This window comes from Pseudomonas sp. Irchel s3b6 (genome assembly GCF_900187415.1).
Lineage (GTDB): Bacteria > Pseudomonadota > Gammaproteobacteria > Pseudomonadales > Pseudomonadaceae > Aquipseudomonas.
Genome location: NZ_FYDM01000003.1, coordinates 387,166 through 406,672, shown reverse-complemented (window position 1 = coordinate 406,672; position 19,507 = coordinate 387,166). Strand labels below are relative to the sequence as shown.

The following is a 19,507-nucleotide window of genomic DNA, read 5'->3' as shown; positions in this document are numbered from 1 at the left end:
CGGAGTCTGTATCCCTTAACCGCGTGGAGTCGCAGCGGCGAGCTTCACAGCCGTGCCCGGCGCAACCTTGGCGGGCGCGACTTGGGGCAGGTTGCTGGCTTCAAGCGCCTGGCGTTGTTGTGCAAGGGCCGCGAGGGTTTCCTGGCTGGCCATCTGGACCACTTCTGGGGTCACCGGCGACCCCGGGCGCACCCGTTGCAGGCCCTTGACGATGATCGTGTCGTCCTTGTTCAGGCCGCTGCGCACAATGCGCAAGCCTTCGATCTTCGGCCCCAGTTCAACGGCGCGGTAGGCCGATGTGTTGTCGGCGTCCATCACCAGCACGAACTTCTTGCCCAGGTCCGTGCCCACCGCTTCGTCCGTGATCAACACCGCCGAATAGGTGCCACTGCCCACCAGCTTCAGGCGGGCATAAAGGCCGGGGGTGTATTCGCCCTTGCTGTTATCGAACACCGCGCGACCACGGATGGTGCCGGTCTTGGGGTTGACCTGGTTGTCGATGAAGTTCATCTGGCCCAGGTGCGGGTTACCGTCTTCATTGGACAGGCCCAGGTAAACCGGGGTGGTTTGACCGCGTTGGCCCTGGCGGGCGAGCTGGGTGTACTTGAGGTACACGCGCTCATCGGCGTCGAAGTAGGCGTAGACCTTGTCGGTGGAGACCACGCTGGTGAGCGGAGTGACATCGGCGGTCACCAGGTTGCCGGCGGTGATCTCGGCGCGGCTGACGCGGCCACTGATCGGCGCGGTTACCCGGGTGAAACTCAGGTTCAGTTTGGCCAGGTCCAGTTGCGCCTGGATTGCACCAACCGCTGCCCGTGCTTCCTGGGCGGCGCTGGTGCGCGAGTCGGCCAGTTCTGCCGAAATCGCGTTGCTGGTGCGCAGGCGTTCACCACGGCGGGCTTCGTTTTCGCTGCGGGTCGCATTGGCACGGCCTTGGGCGACCAGCGCTTCGAGGCGGCGGACCTCGGCCTGGAACGGACGCGGGTCGATCTGGAACAGCAGGTCGCCCTGTTTCACCAGCGCGCCTTCGGTGAAGGCCACTTCATCGATCTGGCCCGAGACCCGTGGGCGGATCTCGACGGTTTCCGGTGCTTCGAGGCGGCCGGTGAACTCGTCCCACTCGTTGACCGGTTGTTCCAGCACCTTGGCCACGCTGACCTTGGCAGCAGGCATGGCGGCGGCCAAGTCCGGCGTCTTGCCGCAGGCGCTCATCACCAGCAAGGCCAAGGCGGCCAAGGGCAAGCGCAAATGTTTGAGTGACTGTTCCATGGATGCATCCGCCAATGTATTGAGATGGGCGGATGATGCTTCGCGAGGGGGTATCTCACGAATCGAATGAGGCAAAGGTAACTATCATTCGGAATGATATAAGCGGCAGGGGAGCCCTCTAGTCTGGGGTTTTTGTTAGGCAGCTATCAATCTTGTTAATAGAGTTATCCGCCAGGGATTGCTCGCCATCACCACCGTGAGCGCCGCTTGCCGTTTCCCCTCTCCAAGGCGTGCACCGCTCTAGATCGCACTTCTACGACAAATTATTAATATCGTGTGAGTATTATTTTGAACACTGCGTGTGATATTTTGCCCGCTGTTCAAGGTTCCACTGCGTGCAGTGCTTTGATAATGAGCGCTGCATGGATTCTGCAATAACTATAAATAGCGAGAATTGTTCATGAGCAAGACCCCTTACGCCGTTGCCGGCGAGCCATGCGAGGCGCCCAATGCCGAGTCATCCGGACTGGAAGTCAAACGCCTGACCTTCGTCGAGGCGGTGGCAATGATTGTCGGCACCAACATTGGTGCCGGTGTGTTGTCGATGGCTTACGCCAGCCGCAAAGCCGGATACATGCCGCTGCTGTTCTGGCTCGCGGTCGCCGGTATTTTCACCACGATTTCCATGCTGTATGTCTCGGAAACCGCTTTGCGTACCCGCCGTCACCATCAATTGAGTGGCCTGGCGCAGCGTTATGTCGGTTCTTTCGGCGCCTGGGCGATTTTTCTCTCGGTGGCGGTCAACAGCATCGGTGCGCTGGTTGCCTACATGAGTGGCAGCGGCAAGGTACTCAGTGAGTTCTTCGGCATCAGCCCGGCGCTGGGCAGCCTGCTGTTTTTCCTGCCTGCAGCGTTGGTGCTGTACCTCGGCCTCAAGGCCATCGGCAAGGGCGAGAAGTTCATCAGCATCGGCATGCTCAGCATGACCCTGGTGCTGGTGATCGCGACGCTGGTGAACGAAAACACCCAGTTCGCCAACTTGCTGGAAGGTGATTGGGTCTACATGATCCCAGTGTTCAACATTGCCGTGTTCTGTTTCTCGGCCCAGTACGTGGTTCCGGAAATGGCCCGTGGCTTCAGCCATGCCCCCAAGCGTCTGCCGCTGGCGGTGATTACCGGGATGGTGATCACCTTTGTTTTGCTGGCGATGGTGCCGATGTCGGTGATTGCCTTGACCGGCCTGGAGAACCAGAGCGAAGTCGCTACCCTGGCCTGGGGCCAGGCACTGGGGCAGTGGGCGTTCTACACCGCCAACACCTTTGCCCTGTGCGCGATGATGACGTCTTACTGGGGTTTGGGTGGCAGCTTCCTGACCAATATCTTTGACAAGTTCCAGAGCCTGGGTTCAGAGAGCAACCCGAAGACGCGCTTGCTGGTACTGGCCATCGTCTGCGTCCCGCCTTTTATCCTGGCGTACAGCGGTATGGTCGGTTTCGTCAGCGCCTTGTACTTCGCCGGGGTCTTCAGCGGGGTGATCCTGTCGATCATGCCGATCCTGATGCTACGTTCGGCACGCAAGAGCGGCGATATCGTCCCGGCCTGGCAATGTGGCTGGATTGCCCATCCGCTGATCCAGGTCACCGTGGTGGTGCTTTATCTGATGAGCATGGCCTATGCCATCTGCGGCGCGCTGGGCTGGTTGCCTGCCAGTTGGTGAGTGGCTGCGGCTAGCTTTGCCAGAGAAAAGCCGTCGCCGCACTGGATACAGTGGTCTGGGCTGTGGCCGAGGCTTTTGCTGCCTGGGCCACGTCTCAATCATTGGCAGCTCGGGCGCAGGAGGCGACCTACAAGGTCGAGTATGTGTTCGAGATTCGCCTGGTGCCGGATGAGCAGACCCTGGCCGCGCAGGTGCAGGTCCTGCCTCAGAGATTCACTCAGTACGGGCAGCCCACGAGCAATTTCCTGCCACCGGCCAAGGTGCTGATCGACCCGGCGACGGGCGCGGTATCCCGGCCCTTCAAAGACTCTCAGGGTCCCCAAAAAACATCTGTATGCGCGACCGCAACCAGCGCTCACCCGGATCATTGTCCTGTGAGCCGCGCCAGGCCATGTGCAATTCGAAGCTGCGGGTCGGCAGTGGCGGGTCCTCGGCGCGCACGCCGCCAGCGGCGGTCAGGGCTTCGGCGGTGTAGTCCGGCACGGTGGCGACAATGTCGGTGCCCGCCAGCAACGTACTCAAGCCATTGAACTGCGGCACGGCGAGCACCACGTGGCGCTTGCGCCCGAGCTTTTCCAGTTCTTCATCGATAAAACCACTGAGGTCGCCGGCAAACGAGACCAGGGCGTGGGGGCGGGCGCAGAAGTCGTCCAGGCTCAAGGCCCCGGGCATGGTGTCGGCGCGCAGCAGTTTGGGCAGGCTGCGACGCAGCACTTTGCGCTTGGCATTGGCGGGCAGGTCGGTGGTGTAGCTGACACCGATGGAAATTTCACCCGAGGCCAGCAAGCTCGGCATCAATATGTAATTGACCCGACGCACCACCAGGACGATCCCGGGGGCTTCGGCGCGCAGACGCTTGAGCAGCATGGGCAGCAGGGCGAACTCCACGTCATCCGACAGGCCGATGCGGAACACTGCGTTGCTGGTGGCCGGGTCGAAATCGGCCGCTCGGCTGACCGCGGTGGAAATCGAGTCCAGGGCCGGCGAGAGCAGGGCGAAGATTTCTACCGCGCGGGCAGAGGGTTCCATGCTGCGGCCGGTGCGGACAAACAGCGGGTCATCGAACAGGCCGCGCAGGCGAGACAACGCCGCGCTGATGGCTGGCTGGCCGAGAAACAGCTTCTCCGCAGCGCGGGTCACGCTGCGTTCGTGCATCAGTGTTTCAAACACGATCAACAGGTTCAGGTCGACACGACGCAGGTCATTACGATTCATCTGGAGTCCTGGCAGAGTCAGCAAACTTGACGAGTGCGGCCATTTGAGAACAATGGCCGGCATGAATCTTACGGGGAAAGGCTGTTACTCTGCACCGAGTAATTCATTTTTCCCACAATGCTGGTTCGGTTTTCTATGTCTATTGACGGATTGCCGGGGCTGCGGAATCAATGACAGGCATGTCGACTATTAATAGCCACTGATGGTCTTGGCCAGAAAGCCCGGATAGAGTTCATGGTATTAGAGGTTACTTTGACGAGGTTTGCGATGTCCCGCACGATCCGTTTTCACAAGTTTGGTCCGGCCGAAGTGCTCAAGTGCGAAGAGCATGCGGTAGCTCTGCCTGCGCCGGGCGAAGTGCAGGTGCGCGTCGAGGCGATTGGCATCAGTTGGTATGACACACTCTGGCGTCAGAACCTGGCATCGTCGCACGCACGGCTGCCGTCCGGCCTGGGCAGTGAGATGGCCGGCGTGGTGACGGCGTTGGGTGAGGGCGTGGATGATCTGGCCGTCGGCGACAAGGTAGCCAGCTTCCCGGCGCAAAGCGCCAATGATTACCCGGTGTACGGCGAGCAGATCGTGTTGCCTCGTACGGCGTTGACCCGTTACCCCGATGTGCTCAGCCCGGTTGATGCGGCCGTGCACTACACGCCGCTGCTGATCGCTTATTTCGCCTACGCCGACCTGGCCCGGGTCAAGCCCGGTCAGTTCGCCCTGGTCACCGATGCCAGCCACTGTGCAGGTCCCGCCTTCGTGCAACTGGGCAAGGCCTTGGGTGTGCGGGTGATTGCCGCGACCAAGACCGCGCAGGAGCGTGAATACCTGCTGTCCCTCGGTGCCGAGAAGGTGATTGTCACCGAAGAGCAGGACCTGCTCATGCAGATCAACAAACTCACCGGCAACCGCGGTGTGGATGTGGTGTTCGATGGCCTTGGCGGCCCGCAGATGTCGTTGCTCGGCGATGTCCTGGCGCCTCGTGGCAGCCTGGTGTTGTATGGCCTGCAAGGCGGCAACCAGACACCGTTTCCGGCCTGTGCGGCGTTCCAGAAGAACATTCAGTTCTTCGTGCACTGCATCGGCAATTTCACCGGCAAGCCGGAACTGGGCATCGCCCAGGACCAGGCCGCGTTGCAAAGGGCCTTGCGCGATATCAACCAACTGACGGCCGAGGGTGTGCTCTCGCCGCTCAAGACTCGGGTCTTCCCCTTCGCCGAGTTTGTCGAGGCGCACCGTTACATGGACGAATGTCCGTGCCGCGAACGGGTGGCGCTGCAAGTCGACCCGGCATGACCCTCTACGAGAGCCCGCAATAGCGGGCTCTTTGTTTTTTGCCGGGTGTTCGATGCGTTCATTGCCCTGGCGTGTGACCCTCTGGTTCAACAACTGAGCTGGTTTTTACTTCTGACCTGTATCTTCTAATCACTCACTAACTCCTGATAATTGAATGATTAATTTCATCTCAAGGAAAGAGCCATGGCTGGGGGGTGTGTTTTAGTGGGCGCTGGTTCAGGTGTCGAGTGTTTCGGGCATGGCTTTTCTGCGCCGCACATTGAAAAATCTGAAATAAATGACGGGTTGGTTAGTTGTCATGGCCTCTCTCTGTTGTTAATTCTTTATTTGCTGTGCTCAGTGTTTGTGGGAAGTTGTCGGAAACTTCCTAGGCTCTACTTGTTTTCTATCAGGGGCCTTTGTTTACAGGGCTTTAGCTGGTTTCTGGATTGATGGGATTTATTGCCGGGTAATCGGGCTAAAGAGTAGTTGCAATCAAAGTGATATCATTCAACGATAGAAACTTGCGACAGCATCAAAAACCATCTCCGGCCGTTGGCCACACGGGTTGATGGTTGTTCATGCACTGCCGATTTATGGAGTATCAGGTAAATACGATGAGCACTATTCATGATCAAGCGATGAACTACGTCTACCAGCAAGTGTTGCATAGATTGCTGAGTTTCTTTTCCAGAGCGGAACGTACGGCCTTGCAGCTTTTAATCCAGCGTCTTGTAGTAGCTGCCGGGGGTATGGAACGAATCGGTCAATACAAAGTGCTCATGAGCCACTCCGGTGCACAGGACAGTTGCTACACCCTGGCGTTTTTGCGGGCAGCGCAACTGAGCATTGCGAGCAAGGCGCCGTCGACCTTCCAGATACGGGTTGCGACGTTACGGGTTGGCACAACCACTCCGGCGATCATGGAGGTGCTTCATCGCAGCTATAGCGCCCTGTTTGTCTACGACGACCCCAGGGTTGAAGTACTGATGGTCGATAACCGCGAGGTGCTGCCGTTCTGCCATTTAATACCGATCTCGGACGCTGGGCGTGAGTTGAATCGGACGAACATGCTGATGCTCGGCCACCTTCGCGGGGTCGGCGGTGTGTTCGAGGCCTGTGATGACGGTTATCTGGCCATGGGTGAGTTCTATGGACAGATAGCTCGTTGGGACGGCGGCGTCGATGCCTTGATCGGCGGTGAAACGGTACGTCAGCAAAAGCAGTTTCTCGCAGGATTCAAGCGAGGCGCAGTCAGGGTAGGGTTGCGCGTGCCCCTTGAGCCCGAACAGAGTTTTGACGGGCTGTTTTCGACACTCCAGAAACTGCGACCCGATTTTTACCGCGTGCTCTACGCGGGCCATGAACGGGCCGAGTGGCGGCCGCAGGAGCGTTTTGATGCACGGCGTGCTGCCAGCTACATTGATGTCCTGGATCTGGTGACCGGAAATATGGAGGAGCGCTGGCCCCTGCTCACCGAGTTCCTTGGGCTGCAGCCTGATGCAGTGGATGCCCCGTTACGCGAAAACCCATTCGCCAGCCCGTTGCTCTCGGCGCACTTTCGCGGCTTGCAAGCCAGTTACCTCAAGGGCCAGACCTACGAGCAGGGGGTTGCCCTATACATCCAGCGGGTACTGCTGATGATGCGTAAAAGGCAGGTGCCTGAACGACTCTGTAACCAGGCGCTGGACCTGTACGGCAATCCGCAGACTCTCGCCGCACGACGTGTCCAGTCCAACATCGAGGCGCAGCAGACCCTGGGGCTCAGTGAAGCGCAGCAGTTGTGCTTGCTCTTCACACCCTTTGTCGATGAGGGGGCGGGGCTCGAGCGTTTTTTGCGCCGCTGCCATCCCGGCATGCTGGTGGCAATGCCTGAAGTGCATAAAGCGCTGCAGGGTAACGCGGTCGCCGAGCAGGTCATGCAATGGATGGTGGATGTCAGCGGCTTGCCGGTCCATTTGATGCGCACGCTCTACGGCATGCAGTCGGTGCCGGACTCCGGGAGTGAACTCGTCGGCCAGGCAAAATACGCTCGTCGGAGGGCAGCCCCGCTCTGAAGAGGCTGATACACCGTGCGATCTGGCAGCGAGACGTTAAAGGGGCCTGGTAGTGGGTCGACCCGGCAGTTGGGACTACCTTGTGGGCGCGACTGAGCCATGGGTTCAGCGGCCAGCTTGGCCTGGAGACGGCAATGGCAATGCTGGCGGATGCGTTGCGGCTGGAACGCACGGATTGAGCGTGCTGCAAAATATCCTGCCGGGTTCAGGATCGATCCCATCGCTCTGTGGTCAAACTGCCAGTAAACTGCGCTCCTATTCCCGAACCCCACTCTTTCAGAGGTTTTGCATGACACTCAGTCCTTTTGCGGGCAAACCGGCACCAGCAGCCTTGTTGGTCGATATCCCGCGACTGGTTACGGCCTATTACACCGGCCAGCCCGATGCCTCGGTGGCTACCCAGCGCGTTGCGTTCGGTACATCGGGGCACCGTGGCAGCTCGTTCGAGCTGAGTTTCAATGAATGGCACGTCCTGGCCATCAGCCAGGCCATTTGCCTGTATCGCGAAGCCCAGGGCATCGACGGCCCGTTGTTTGTCGGCATCGATACCCATGCGCTGTCGACGCCGGCCGGTGCCAGCGCCCTGGAAGTACTGGCTGCCAACGGGGTGACGGTGATGATCGCCGAAGGCGATGAGTACACGCCGACCCCAGCCGTTTCCCACGCCATCCTGTGCTACAACCGCGGCCGCACGTCGGGGCTGGCAGATGGCATTGTCATCACGCCGTCCCATAACCCACCGCAAAGTGGCGGTTACAAGTACAACCCCACCAACGGCGGCCCGGCCGATACCCACATCACCAAGTGGATCGAGGCCAAGGCCAACGAGTTGCTGGCCAACAAGCTGGCCGGGGTCAAGCGCATCAGCTACGAACAGGCGCTGAAGGCCGACACCACTCACCGTCATGATTACCTCAACACCTACGTCGCCGATCTGGTCAATGTGATCGACTTCGACGCCATTCGCGGGGCCAATCTGCGTCTGGGCGTGGATCCGCTGGGCGGAGCAGGGGTGCGCTACTGGTCGGCCATCGCCGAACACTACCGCTTGAACCTCGATGTGGTGAACACTCAGGTCGATCCGACATTCCGTTTCATGTCGGTGGACTGGGACGGCCAGATCCGCATGGACCCGTCCTCCAGCCATGCCATGCAAGGCCTGATCGGTCTCAAGGAGCGCTTCGACGTTGCCTTTGCCTGCGACCCGGACCACGACCGTCACGGCATCGTCACCCCGTCCGGTGGTTTGCTGGCACCGAACAACTACCTCGCGGTGTCCATCGACTACCTGTTCCAGAACCGGCCGCAATGGCGCGCCGATGCGGCCGTGGGTAAAACCGTGGTCAGCAGCGGTCTGATCGATCGGGTGGCCAAGCGCCTGAACCGTCGCCTGTACGAAGTGCCGGTGGGTTTCAAATGGTTCGCTGATGGCCTGTTCGACGGTTCGTTGGGCTTTGGCGGTGAAGAGAGCGCTGGCGCTTCGTTCCTGCGCAAGGATGGCAGCGTCTGGTGCACCGACAAGGATGGGCTGATTCCAGCCCTGCTGGCCGCGGAAATGACCGCCCGTACCGGGCGCGACCCAAGCCAGGCGTACCGTGCGCTGACCGATGAGCTGGGTGAACCCTTCTCGGTGCGCGTAGACGCCAAGGCCAATCCGGAGCAAAAGGCATTGCTGGGCAAATTGTCGCCAGAACAGGTCACGTCGACCCAACTGGCCGGTGAACCGATCCAGCGCATCCTGAGCAAGGCGCCGGGCAATGACCAGGCCATTGGCGGCCTGAAAGTCATGACCGAGAACGGCTGGTTTGCTGCCCGTCCTTCGGGCACCGAAGACATCTACAAGATCTACGCCGAGAGCTTCATCGGCGACGATCACCTCAAGCAGCTGGTGCAAGAGGCGCAAACCCTGGTGGACGGTGCAATCAGCCAGTAAGCGCGACGCTCGCCTGCGGCAACATAAAAAAGGGGTGACCACTGTGGTCACCCCTTTTTTCGTTGGGTCAGTGCATCAAGCCAGGTCCACCAGCACGATCTCACTGTCTTCAAAGGCGGTTACGCGCAGCACCTGCTCGTCGGCAATCGCTACGCCGTCTCGCGCCTGTGCTCGCACGCCATTGACTTCAATCACCCCGGTGGCGGGCACCAGGTAGGCGCGCCGACCGTTGTCCAGCCGGTATTCGGCGCTTTCCCCGGCTTTCAGGTTCGCCGCCACCAACCGGGCATCGGCGCGGATGCGCAGGCTCTGGTTGTCACCGTCCTTGCCGCTGGCCAGGGTCACGAACCCTTCGCGCTGTCCCTTGGGGAACGGTTTGGCGCCCCAGGACGGCGCTGTGCCGGTCTGGTTGGGGATGATCCAGATCTGGAAGATCCGGGTGGCCGTCGACTCCAGGTTGTACTCGCTGTGGGCGATTCCGGTGCCGGCGCTCATCACCTGGACATCACCGGCTTCGGTGCGGCCCTTGTTGCCCAGGTTGTCTTCGTGGCTGATGGCGCCTTCGCGAACGTAGGTGATGATTTCCATGTCGCGGTGCGGGTGTTTGGGGAAGCCGGTGCCGGGGGCAATCACATCGTCGTTCCAGACCCGCAGGTTGCCCCAGTTCATGCGCTTGGGGTCATGGTACTCGGCAAACGAAAAGTGGTGGTGGGCATCCAGCCAGCCGTGATGGGCGCCGCCCAGGGAGGCAAAGGGTCTGAGTTCAAGCATGATCGTCTCCTGAAAGGTTCGTCATACAACGAGAACCGGTGGTTGATGGTGCGCATCATCCATCAGCAACGGATCGATAAAAAGCGTAAAAAATGCCTGAAAAGAATCTATTTATTAGATATATGAGGGCGAATGAATTCTACGGACCAGCCTTCAGTTCATCGCTTAAGCCAATGAAGGATAAGCATTTGACTAGAACTCGTCGGCAAATGAAGACACCATAGCACCAACAGCCTCACACCCTGGAGTCAGCGTGCCACGAAACATCCCCGATCTTCCTCCCGAGCTTTTGCCCCTGGCCGAAATGCCGTGGCTCAAACGTCTGGCTGCGCGCTTTTTTGGCCATGGCCTGACGCGTTTGCGCGCACAGCACCGGGCGTCCTGGTTGCACGGCCAGGCTGACGGGTTTCGCAGTGGGCACACGGCGGGTGTGGACTACGGCTACAAGGAAGGCAAGGCGGACGGGATCGAAGAGGGCCGCCAGGTCTTGTTGATCCGCGACAGTCGCTGCACCGAGCACCCGGCGCCGCGCGTGGATGACCACCTGTTCGACGATTGGCGGTTGCCCCTGAGTGCCGAGATCAAAAAGCGCATGAAGGCCGACGTCGCGCGGCTGTTGCCGGCGCACGCGCAACCCAGCGCGGCGCAGTGGAAGATGATCTTCAGCGACACGCCGTCGACCTCGGTGGTTGCCGGGGCGGGCGCCGGGAAGTCGACCACCCTGGCGTTGCGCATTCTGTTGCTGACCCACTACCTGGGGTTCGAGCTGGATTCGTTGACCGTGGTGACGTTCACCCGCGAGTCACGCAAGGACTTCATCAACAAGCTGATCGCGCTGTTCGCCACCTGGGGTCGCGCACTGTCGCAAAAGGATGCCCGGGACCTGGTGCGCACCTTCCACTCACGCATCTTGCCGATGATCCGCAGCCTGCCGGGGTTCGAGCGCCTGCAAGCCTTCGAAAACCTCAACGAGCGCTCGCTGTTCAATGAGGCGGAGGTCGACAGCAACCCTTTCGACCTGCGGATCAACGACACGCAGCGCCAGCAACTCAACGCCTGTTTCCATCGCTTGTTCACCGACAACGAGCGGTTTCGCGAACTGATCACGCCGCTGTCGCGCCACGCCTTGCAGCTCAAGGAACTGGAGCGTGACCACCCCGAGGTGCAAAAGCGCATGGCGGTGACCGAACTGGCCGCCAAGCGCGATGAAGAACTGTGCGATACCCTTGAGGACTTGTGGTTTCGTGCTGGCGCCTGGCCGATCAAGGGCATCGAGCCCAGCCGCCAGACGTTCGAGATCAACGGCTCGATGTTCCATTGCCATGGCTACATCCCGAGCCTGGATGCCTGGGTGGTGCTGGGCTTCGATCCCCGGGAAAATCCTCAGCTCAGCCGGCCAAACGCCAAGCTGAGCGTGCGCGCGGAGTGGGCGGTCAAGCGAACCCTATTTCGAGCTTTCTGTCGTAAGCCATTGATTTGGCTTGATAGCTATGAATCCTCAAAGCGTGTTCTGGCCACCCTCGCCGGCGATGCCAGCGCCGGTCCCGGGTTTGACTACAAGGTCAAGGGTGAACTGGCGGGTGCGCCGCTGCTGGATTGTTTTGTCGCCGCCGCGAGCTTTATCGAGAACCTCGGGCTGGACGTTCCGGCGGCCGTGGGCCAGATGAGTTTCGCCAAGGATGACCCGGACCGTTATTTCTTCGAGGCGCTGAGCCTGTTCTGGCGCACCTTTGAAGATCACCTGCTGGATCAGTCGCCACCGGTGATGACCTACAACCGCATGTTTGCCTTGTTCAGCGAGCACTCGCCGGAGAACCTCAAGCTGCTCAGCGACGAGCTGCTACGACCGATGTCGCACTTGATGATTGACGAGTTCCAGGACGTTTCCCCGCAGATTGTCTCCTGGATTCGCGCCACGCTGGGGGAGATCCGTCGCCGTGGACCGGCCATGCACGTGGGGCGTGGTGCCCAGCGTTCCTCATTGCTGTGTGTGGGCGATGACTGGCAATCGATCTATGGCTGGCGTGGCAGTTCGCCCAAATACTTCATGGAGTTCAACAAGGAGTTCCCGTCCCCCGGTACCACGCGGGTGATGCTCAGCGACAACTACCGCAGCCATCAGCACATCATCGACGCCGCCGAGCATATCGTGCGGGCGGCACCGGCGATCCCGGGCAAGAAAGCCAAGGCCTGCGGTGAATCGGCAGAACTGTTGCCGGTCAACATCCACGATCGTGACGACGGGGCGCTGGCCAAGCGCTTGGCGGAGCACTATCGCAATGGCGATTCAATCTTGATGTTATATCGAAAAAGTAGCGATAAGCTGTTGATTGAACAGCATATTTCATCTGTAGTTAATGCTGATTCTAGCTTGCCTTTCGAGGCCAGGCGCCTCAAGCAACTGACGTTCCACAGCGCCAAGGGGCTGCAAGCGGATGCGGTCTTCCTGTTAGGTGATTGCCAGCATTTGACCTGTTCTCCTTATAAGAACCAGGTCTATCGACTGGCCGGGCTGGGCAAGGACGGTGATGCCGAGCCCTATGACTCGGCGCAGAAAGACGAGATCCTGCGCCTGGCCTATGTTGGCATTACCCGTGCCGCGAAGCATTGCCATTGGTACGTCGATCCTCAGGAAGGCAGCTCGGTGAACCTGCCCAGAGCGTCCGACAGGATCGCCTCCGGCAAGCCTTTCTTCGCCGACCAGCGTGCGAGCAATGTAGGCAGTAAAACCGTTCCAGCGTGAGCGCTGCTTGTGTGGCGAGGGAGCTGGCTCGCGCTGGGCCGGGCTGGCGCTCCAGGGCAGCGGCCCTGGTGAGGCGATAGCGCTCGTTCAGAAAGACTTCGGTGGCTGGTTTGGGGGCTGTTGCACAGCCCCGCGCGAGCAAGCTCGCTCGCCACGGAGGTGTCCGCCGCTGGCATGACGTGTTTTCAGCGTATTTTGTGTGCGATGGCAAGCCTGCAGGAGCCCACCCACAAGGCGAGGTGCGCTCGCCAATCGTTCACGCGTTGTGCTTGAACGTGAGCGGTGGGATGAAGGCTTCAAGTTCATCCTCCACCGCTTCGATTATTCGCTCCACATCGGTGGCATTCATCAGGGTGGCGCAGGGGATGCCGGCGATGGAGACCATGGTCCTGCCACTGGCACGGTCAAACAACCGGAGGATCATGCTGTCCGGTGCGTCCATGGTGGCTTCGAATCCAATAGGGTGAAAATGCCAGCGCATCAACTGGCAGGCGTTGGGGAACGTGACCTTGCTGAACTCAGTCCTGTGCATGGGTGACCCGCCTTCGTCATCAAGCGCTTCCTTCGGCTTCTGTCAGGGGAGGATGAGCCGTCATTGGCCCAACCCTGTGGAGTTTTAACGGTAGCACTGACTTTACGATGGACCGTGAAATTTACCTGCCGGCTGTCGATTGACCGGGATTCAGCCTGTGCTCGATCACGTTCTGTCATGCCGGTGGCAAGGTTCGTCGGTGACAGGCCCTAGAATTGACCATTGAAGCCTTGGCGCAAGTTCGGCAAGCTCGGTTTTTCTGTTGCCGAGCACCTTATGCCTGCCCACGATGATGGCCCGTTGCAAACCCAGGCCACCGGCGAGACGGTGCTGCGTTACCACCTGTGCTGGAAGCATCGGGACCTGGACGGCGTCATGGCGCTGTACCACCCGGACATCCAGTACCACGACTTTTTCCAGAACCGCGTCCTGGGGCTCAGTGAGCTGCGTGAGTACGTGCGCGACAGCATGCCCCGTGATCCCCTGGAAGCGCTGGAGCATTCGGACCGGATTCGCCTGGACGGTGACACGGCGTTCATTCAATACCGCATGACCTTGCGCGGCGGTGAGGGGTTGGTGTCGTTCCGTTCCAGCGAGGCGATCACGGTGCGCGATGGACTGATCTGGCGAGTCAACGAATACGCATCGCTGGTGCACGAACAACCCCTGAGCAAACCGGCCGGCAGTGGGCGCCCGGCGGTCAGTCGACTGGGGCTTTCACCCCGCCAGTTGAGCTTCATGGCGCAGGACCTGCAGCAGTATTTCGAACATCAGCAACCCTATCTTGAGCCTGGGCTGGACCTGGAAGGGGTGGCGAAGGCGTGTGGCTACAGCCGCAACCAGATTTCCTACTTGCTCAATCAGGTGCTGGGGCAGAGCTTCTACCGCTACGTCAATCAGGCGCGGCTGCGGCACTTGCTGGCTGCCCTGGAAACCGCCCCCGTCCCCCTGCGTATCGATGAACTGGCCTTTGCCGCCGGCTTCAATTCCCTGTCGGCGTTTTACACCTGTTTTCGCCAGCACACCGGGATGTCGCCCAAGGCCTATGTCCGGGAAAGTTCTTTGCGTGCACGCGCGCAAGACAGCCACTGAGCCCAGGCATTAGGATCACCGCCATCTAAACCTTGAGTGGCGGAGTCTTGCATGCCGGCGTGGCGCACGATCAGTTTGTGGATGGACCAACTGGAAGAGCCGTTGCTGGCCCGGCCTTCCCTTGAGCGGGATCTGGACGTCGATGTGGCGATCATAGGCGCCGGCTACACCGGTCTCTGGACCGCGTACTACCTCAAGCGCCAGGCGCCGGAGTTGAACGTCGCCATCATTGAAGCGCAAACGGCCGGGTTCGGCGCCTCCGGACGCAACGGCGGTTGGGTGATGGGCAATCTGTTGGGTGAGGACCGCCTGCTCGCCGGGTTGTCGCCGGAGCAGCGCCGCGCCTCCTATGACTTGCTGCACGGCATTCCTGACGAGGTGCGGATCGTCACCGAACGGGAAGGCATCGACTGCGATTTTCGCAAAGGTGGTGTGCTTTATTGTGCCGCGCGCTACCCCGAGCAGGAGGTTAGCCTGCGGGGCTACCTGGACAGCTTGTACCGGCAAGGCCTGACCCCGGACGACTACCGTTGGTTGAACCCCGCGGAACTGGCCCGGCACATCCGCGTGGCCAGACCCTACGGTGCTATCCATGCGCCGCACTGCGCGACGATTCAGCCAGCCAGACTGGTGCGTGGCCTGGCGCGGACGGTGGAACGCATGGGGGTGCAGATCTACGAGAACAGCCCGGTCAATGACTGGCAGCCCGGCAGCCTGAAGACCGCCAACGCGACAGTGCGCAGCCGCTGGATCGTGCCGGCCGTGGAAGGCTATGCCGCGACACTGGCACCGTTGGGGCGTTATCAGCTGCCGGTGCAGAGCCTGCTGGTTGCCACTGAGCCGTTGTCGGCCGCGACCTGGGACGAAATCGGCCTGGACCATGGGCAGGCGTTCAGCGAAAGCAGCCGCCAGGTGACCTACGGCCAGCGCAGCGCCGACAACCGCCTGGTGTTTGGTGCCCGTGGCGGTTATCGGTTTGCCGGCAAGCTGCGGCACGACTTCGACCTGAGTGAGGGTGAAGTCCAACTGCGGCGTTACCTGTTCGGCGAACTGTTCCCCCAGCTCAAGGACGTCAGGATCACTCATTCCTGGGGCGGCAACCTGGGCATGTCCCGACGGTTCAAACCCCACATGCTCTGCGATCAACGCAGCGGGATCGCGTTGTCGGGCGGTTACGGCGGCGAAGGCGTCGGTGCCAGCAACCTCGGCGGCCGGACGCTGGCGGACCTGATCCTCGGGCACGACACCGAGCGGGTTCACCAACCCTGGGTCATCCCCCAGGGCGGGCTGGATGCGCTCAAGGCCTGGGAGCCCGAACCGCTGCGCTGGCTGGGCTACAACGCGATCATTCGCAGTTTCATCCACGAAGACCATACCCTGGCCGACTTGAACAGCGCGCCCTGGCGGCGCAGGCTGGCCTGCCGGATAGCGGGCTTCATGGAGGGTTTCATGCAGTAATTTATCTTTCCCTCATCGACAGGTATCGGCATGAGTATTACCAGCTCAAGAACACCCCGCACATGACGCTGGAGGCGTCGGCACCGGTCGCCGTGCCATTGGACGCACCCGTGGCCGTGACCTCGACCACCCGTGTGGAGCGCAGCGATGGCGTCGAAACCGGTATCTGGGAGCGCACCTCCGGACGCTGGGCGACAGATCGTCGCGCAAGAGTTCTGTCACGCCATCCTCATCTGGGCCAGAAGACTTTCACGCTGACACATTTCTTGTTCCACGACCCTCACTTCCCTCATGTAAACCTCTACCGCGGGTGGCAGTGAGCGCTCTTTAAGGTAGATGAAGCCATAACGGGTATGCAGTGCGAGGTCATGGATAGGTAACGGTACGATTTCACCAGCCATGAACTCTCGTTCAAAAGTCGATAAATTCCCTAGCGCCAGGGCGTTACTGTTCTCGACGAATTTAACGATTTGCATGGGCACGTCTATTTCGATCGCCGGTACAAAATCGCCAGTCACCGCGTCATAAGAGCCGGCGCTGCCCAGCGTTGCCGGGAGCAAATGGGTGGCCAGCCGCAGCGGAATGCGCGAGGCCACCCACGGATAATCGAGTGCTTGCGCCAACGTAAGTGGACGGTGTTGCGACAGCAGCGGATGACCGGGGCGACAAAACAGGCGTCCCTCATGCTCACCCAGCAGCTCACAGGTGAACTCTTCCCTGCCTTGTAACGTGCTGATTTCGGCGATCCCCAGATCCACCGCCCCTGTAGCGACCTGATGAGCCACATCACGCCATCCGGCGACATGTGCCGTGACCTTGATTTGCGGATGCCGGGCATGCAATCGCGCGATGCTTGCATAACCGCTGGAGATGCTTGGATAGGGACCCAAGGCGACCCGCAGTGCTCCGATATCACCTCCTGCCAGCAAGGCCATGTCCCGCCGCAGGTCCTCCTCGGCCACCAACAGGCGCTGGCTCTTTTCACGCAGCAACTGACCAAACGCAGTGAGCATGACGCCTTCTGTACGTCGGTCGAACAGCATGACCCCGAGCTCACTCTCCAGCAACTGGATGCTTTTGCTCAGCGCGGGCTGGGAAACCCCCAACGCTTTTGCTGCCCGACCAAAGTGCGCATGTTCAATCAATGCCAAAAACTGACGTAAGCGGCGTGGCGTCATCTAATAACCTTTATGTTATCGAAAACTGGTAAACAGGAATTTTTAGGAATGAGATGAATATGCTATTCATGGGCAGACCGGTCAAGCTCACGACGCACATAAATAGGCAACCGTGCACAGTCAACGGCATTGACGCTCATTGGCACCCCCATTTGGCGCAGGAACCATTTCATGTACAACAAGACCCTTCATCTGGCACTGGCAATCACGTTTGGTAGTGGCGTCAGTCCTGCCATTTTTGCTGCCGATGCAAACGGCGTAAGTTCTGATCCGACCTCAACACAAAATGCGCACTTCGATAGCAAGGGCAAAGCGCCTTCGCCCTACACGATTGAGCTGCAAAATGGGTTGCGCAAGACACTTCCATTTGCCGACAAACGCGACTTTGAAGAAGCGAAAAAAGGCTTCATCGCTGCACCGTCCTACAACAAGATCATGGCCGAAGCCGGGAATGTCGCCTGGAACATGGGTAGCTATAACTTCCTGTTGGAAGGCAAGGACTACGACAGTATCAATCCATCCCTGCAACGCCAGGCGGTACTCAACATGGCCTTCGGTCTGTATGAGGTGGTTCCGGAGAAGATTTACCAAGTGCGCGGGTTTGACTTGGCGAACATCACGTTCATCAAGGGCGATACGGGCTGGATTGTGTTCGATACCCTGATGTCGAAGGAAACCGCCAGGGCCGCCCTGGACTTCATCAATGAAAAGCTGGGCAAGCGCCCGGTCGTTGCGGTAGTGATCTCTCACTCCCATGCCGACCATTTCGGTGGCATCCGCGGCCTGGTCGATGAGGCAGATGTGCGCAGCGGCAAGATCCCGCTGATAGCACCGACAGGTTTCATGGAACATGCCGTGGCTGAAAACGTCTACGCCGGCAATGCCATGACCCGACGCGCCTTCTTCCAATACGGTGTCATGTTGCCACACAGCCCATATGGCCATGTCGACATGGCCATTGGAAAAAATGCCTCCATTGGCAACATGGGGCTGATTGAGCCCAATCGCTATATCGCGAAAGATTTCGAGACCCTGACCATCGACGGTGTGGAAATGGAGTTTCAAAGCACGCCCGGCACCGAAGCGCCAGCGGAGATGAATACATGGTTTCCGCAGTTCAAGGCATTCTGGGCAGCCGAAAACATCATCGGCACTATCCATAATATTTACACCCTGCGCGGTGCCCTGGTCCGTGATCCATTGGTCTGGTCGAAGAACATCAACAACGCCTTGTATCGTTACGGACAACAGGCCGACGTCATGTTTGCCTCGCACAGTTGGCCACGTTGGGGCAATGAGCGAATTCAGGGCGTCATGCGCGCGCAACGCGATGCCTACGCTAACCTGAACAACGCTGTACTGCATGCCGCCAACCAGGGCGTCACCATCAATGAGATTCAAAACGTCTACAAGTTGCCCGATAGCCTGAAAAACAACTGGGCGACCCATAGCTACCACGGTTCCGAAGAGCACAATAGCCGCGCCGTGATCAACCGCTACCTGGGTTACTGGGATGCCAACCCGGCGACGCTGATGCCGCTGTCACCGAAGGATTCGGCACCGCTGTATGTGGAAATGATGGGTGGCGCAGACAAGATCATGACCAAGGGCAAAACCTTGTTCGATCAGGGCAAATACCGCGAAGCTTATGAAATTCTCAATAAACTGGTCTATGCCGAACCACAAAACAGCAAGGCCAAGGACCTGCTCGCGGACGTCTATGAGCAGGTCGGCTATCAGAAGGAAAGTGCCGGGGTGCGCAACAGCTTCCTCGCGGCGGCTTATGAACTACGCCATGGCATTCCCAAGGGAGTGCCGCCAAAATCCACCGGACCTGACATTATCCGCGCCATGAGCACAGAGTTGTGGCTGGAATACCTCGGCATTGCCCTGGACGGCAGCAAAGTCGCGGATCAACACTTCGTCATGAACCTTAAGACTCCCGACAACGGTGAGCAGTTTGTGGTTGAGTTGAGCCATTCGACACTGACCAATATCAAGGGGCAGCAAGCGAAAAATGCCGACCTCACTATCACCCTTGAGCGCTCTGATCTTGAAGGCGTAATGGCAAGGAAAACCAGCTTCGATCAACTCGTCGCGGCCGGCAAAGCTACATTCGAAGGCGACCGTAAACCCTTCGAACTGTTGATGGCCGCCATCACTCCGTTTACCCCCACCTTTGAGCTACTGCCAGGCACCATTGAGTAATCCATCAGGGTTGCGCATCACCCTGTTTCAGGGTGATGCGCAACCCTACCAAGGTGTAGCCGAGCCCGGAAATGATGGGCAAGCTGTTCGCCCTTGAGGCCATGCCCCTGAACATCGACCGGATC

At 59.6% G+C, this 19,507-nt stretch carries 13 protein-coding genes and 1 pseudogene; 9 read left to right on the top strand and 5 right to left on the bottom strand.

The genetic code is table 11. The features are described from left to right. Window positions 1-15: 15 nt before the first annotated feature. The gene (mexE, locus tag CKW07_RS07870; RefSeq protein WP_095144371.1) at window positions 16-1,269 is read right to left on the bottom strand and encodes a multidrug efflux RND transporter periplasmic adaptor subunit MexE; all 1,254 of its coding nucleotides are present in this window, start codon (window positions 1,267-1,269) and stop codon (window positions 16-18) included. Window positions 1,270-1,669: 400 nt separating this feature from the next. On the opposite strand from mexE, the gene CKW07_RS07865 reads away from it, so the two are divergent. Then, window positions 1,670-2,926, top strand: a complete 1,257-nt coding sequence (locus CKW07_RS07865) for an amino acid permease (protein ID WP_095144370.1) — start codon at window positions 1,670-1,672, stop codon at window positions 2,924-2,926. Window positions 2,927-3,226: 300 nt separating this feature from the next. Here the strand turns inward: CKW07_RS07865 and CKW07_RS07860 are convergent, their stop codons facing one another. Beyond that, a complete protein-coding gene (locus CKW07_RS07860) occupies window positions 3,227-4,141 on the bottom strand; it encodes a LysR family transcriptional regulator (RefSeq protein WP_095144369.1) in 915 nt (304 codons plus the stop codon). Between the two features lie 267 nt (window positions 4,142-4,408). On the opposite strand from CKW07_RS07860, the gene CKW07_RS07855 reads away from it, so the two are divergent. The 3 genes from CKW07_RS07855 to pgm all read left to right on the top strand — a co-directional run bounded on the left by CKW07_RS07855 (window position 4,409) and on the right by pgm (window position 9,400). Next, window positions 4,409-5,431: a zinc-dependent alcohol dehydrogenase family protein gene (locus tag CKW07_RS07855; protein ID WP_095144368.1), complete on the top strand. Its 1,023-nt coding sequence runs from the start codon at window positions 4,409-4,411 to the stop codon at window positions 5,429-5,431. Window positions 5,432-6,027: 596 nt separating this feature from the next. Continuing rightward, a complete protein-coding gene (locus CKW07_RS07850) occupies window positions 6,028-7,467 on the top strand; it encodes a hypothetical protein (protein WP_095144367.1) in 1,440 nt (479 codons plus the stop codon). 289 nt (window positions 7,468-7,756) lie between these two features. After that, window positions 7,757-9,400 carry a phosphoglucomutase (alpha-D-glucose-1,6-bisphosphate-dependent) gene (pgm, locus tag CKW07_RS07845; RefSeq protein ID WP_095144366.1) on the top strand — a complete coding sequence of 548 codons (1,644 nt, stop codon included), beginning with the start codon at window positions 7,757-7,759 and terminating at the stop codon, window positions 9,398-9,400. 75 nt (window positions 9,401-9,475) lie between these two features. Here the strand turns inward: pgm and CKW07_RS07840 are convergent, their stop codons facing one another. After that, window positions 9,476-10,171, bottom strand: a complete 696-nt coding sequence (locus CKW07_RS07840) for a pirin family protein (RefSeq protein ID WP_095144365.1) — start codon at window positions 10,169-10,171, stop codon at window positions 9,476-9,478. Window positions 10,172-10,424: 253 nt separating this feature from the next. Here CKW07_RS07840 and CKW07_RS07835 point away from each other — a divergent pair, with 253 nt between their 5' ends. Further along, window positions 10,425-12,914, top strand: a complete 2,490-nt coding sequence (locus CKW07_RS07835; RefSeq protein ID WP_095144364.1) for a UvrD-helicase domain-containing protein — start codon at window positions 10,425-10,427, stop codon at window positions 12,912-12,914. 256 nt (window positions 12,915-13,170) lie between these two features. Here CKW07_RS07835 and CKW07_RS07830 read toward each other — a convergent pair whose 3' ends face one another. Then, on the bottom strand, window positions 13,171-13,446 hold the full coding sequence (locus CKW07_RS07830; RefSeq protein ID WP_095144363.1) for a DUF1652 domain-containing protein: 276 nt from the start codon (window positions 13,444-13,446) through the stop codon (window positions 13,171-13,173). A gap of 276 nt (window positions 13,447-13,722) precedes the next feature. Here CKW07_RS07830 and CKW07_RS07825 point away from each other — a divergent pair, with 276 nt between their 5' ends. From CKW07_RS07825 to CKW07_RS07815, 3 genes and pseudogenes are all read left to right on the top strand, one after another. Beyond that, window positions 13,723-14,538: an AraC family transcriptional regulator gene (locus tag CKW07_RS07825; protein ID WP_095144480.1), complete on the top strand. Its 816-nt coding sequence runs from the start codon at window positions 13,723-13,725 to the stop codon at window positions 14,536-14,538. A gap of 51 nt (window positions 14,539-14,589) precedes the next feature. Then, window positions 14,590-15,996: an FAD-binding oxidoreductase gene (locus tag CKW07_RS07820; protein ID WP_095144362.1), complete on the top strand. Its 1,407-nt coding sequence runs from the start codon at window positions 14,590-14,592 to the stop codon at window positions 15,994-15,996. 62 nt (window positions 15,997-16,058) lie between these two features. Beyond that, a pseudogene (locus tag CKW07_RS07815) lies at window positions 16,059-16,224 on the top strand (cupin); the annotation flags it as partial. On the opposite strand, the gene CKW07_RS07810 reads toward CKW07_RS07815, so the two are convergent. Further along, complete coding sequence (locus tag CKW07_RS07810) at window positions 16,215-17,174, bottom strand: LysR family transcriptional regulator (RefSeq protein ID WP_095144361.1); 960 nt, start codon at window positions 17,172-17,174, stop codon at window positions 16,215-16,217. The pseudogene CKW07_RS07815 and the gene CKW07_RS07810 sit on opposite strands and share 10 nt — an antisense overlap. Window positions 17,175-17,345: 171 nt before the next feature. On the opposite strand from CKW07_RS07810, the gene CKW07_RS07805 reads away from it, so the two are divergent. Further along, window positions 17,346-19,382 carry an alkyl/aryl-sulfatase gene (locus CKW07_RS07805; protein WP_095144360.1) on the top strand — a complete coding sequence of 679 codons (2,037 nt, stop codon included), beginning with the start codon at window positions 17,346-17,348 and terminating at the stop codon, window positions 19,380-19,382. Window positions 19,383-19,507: the final 125 nt, after the last annotated feature.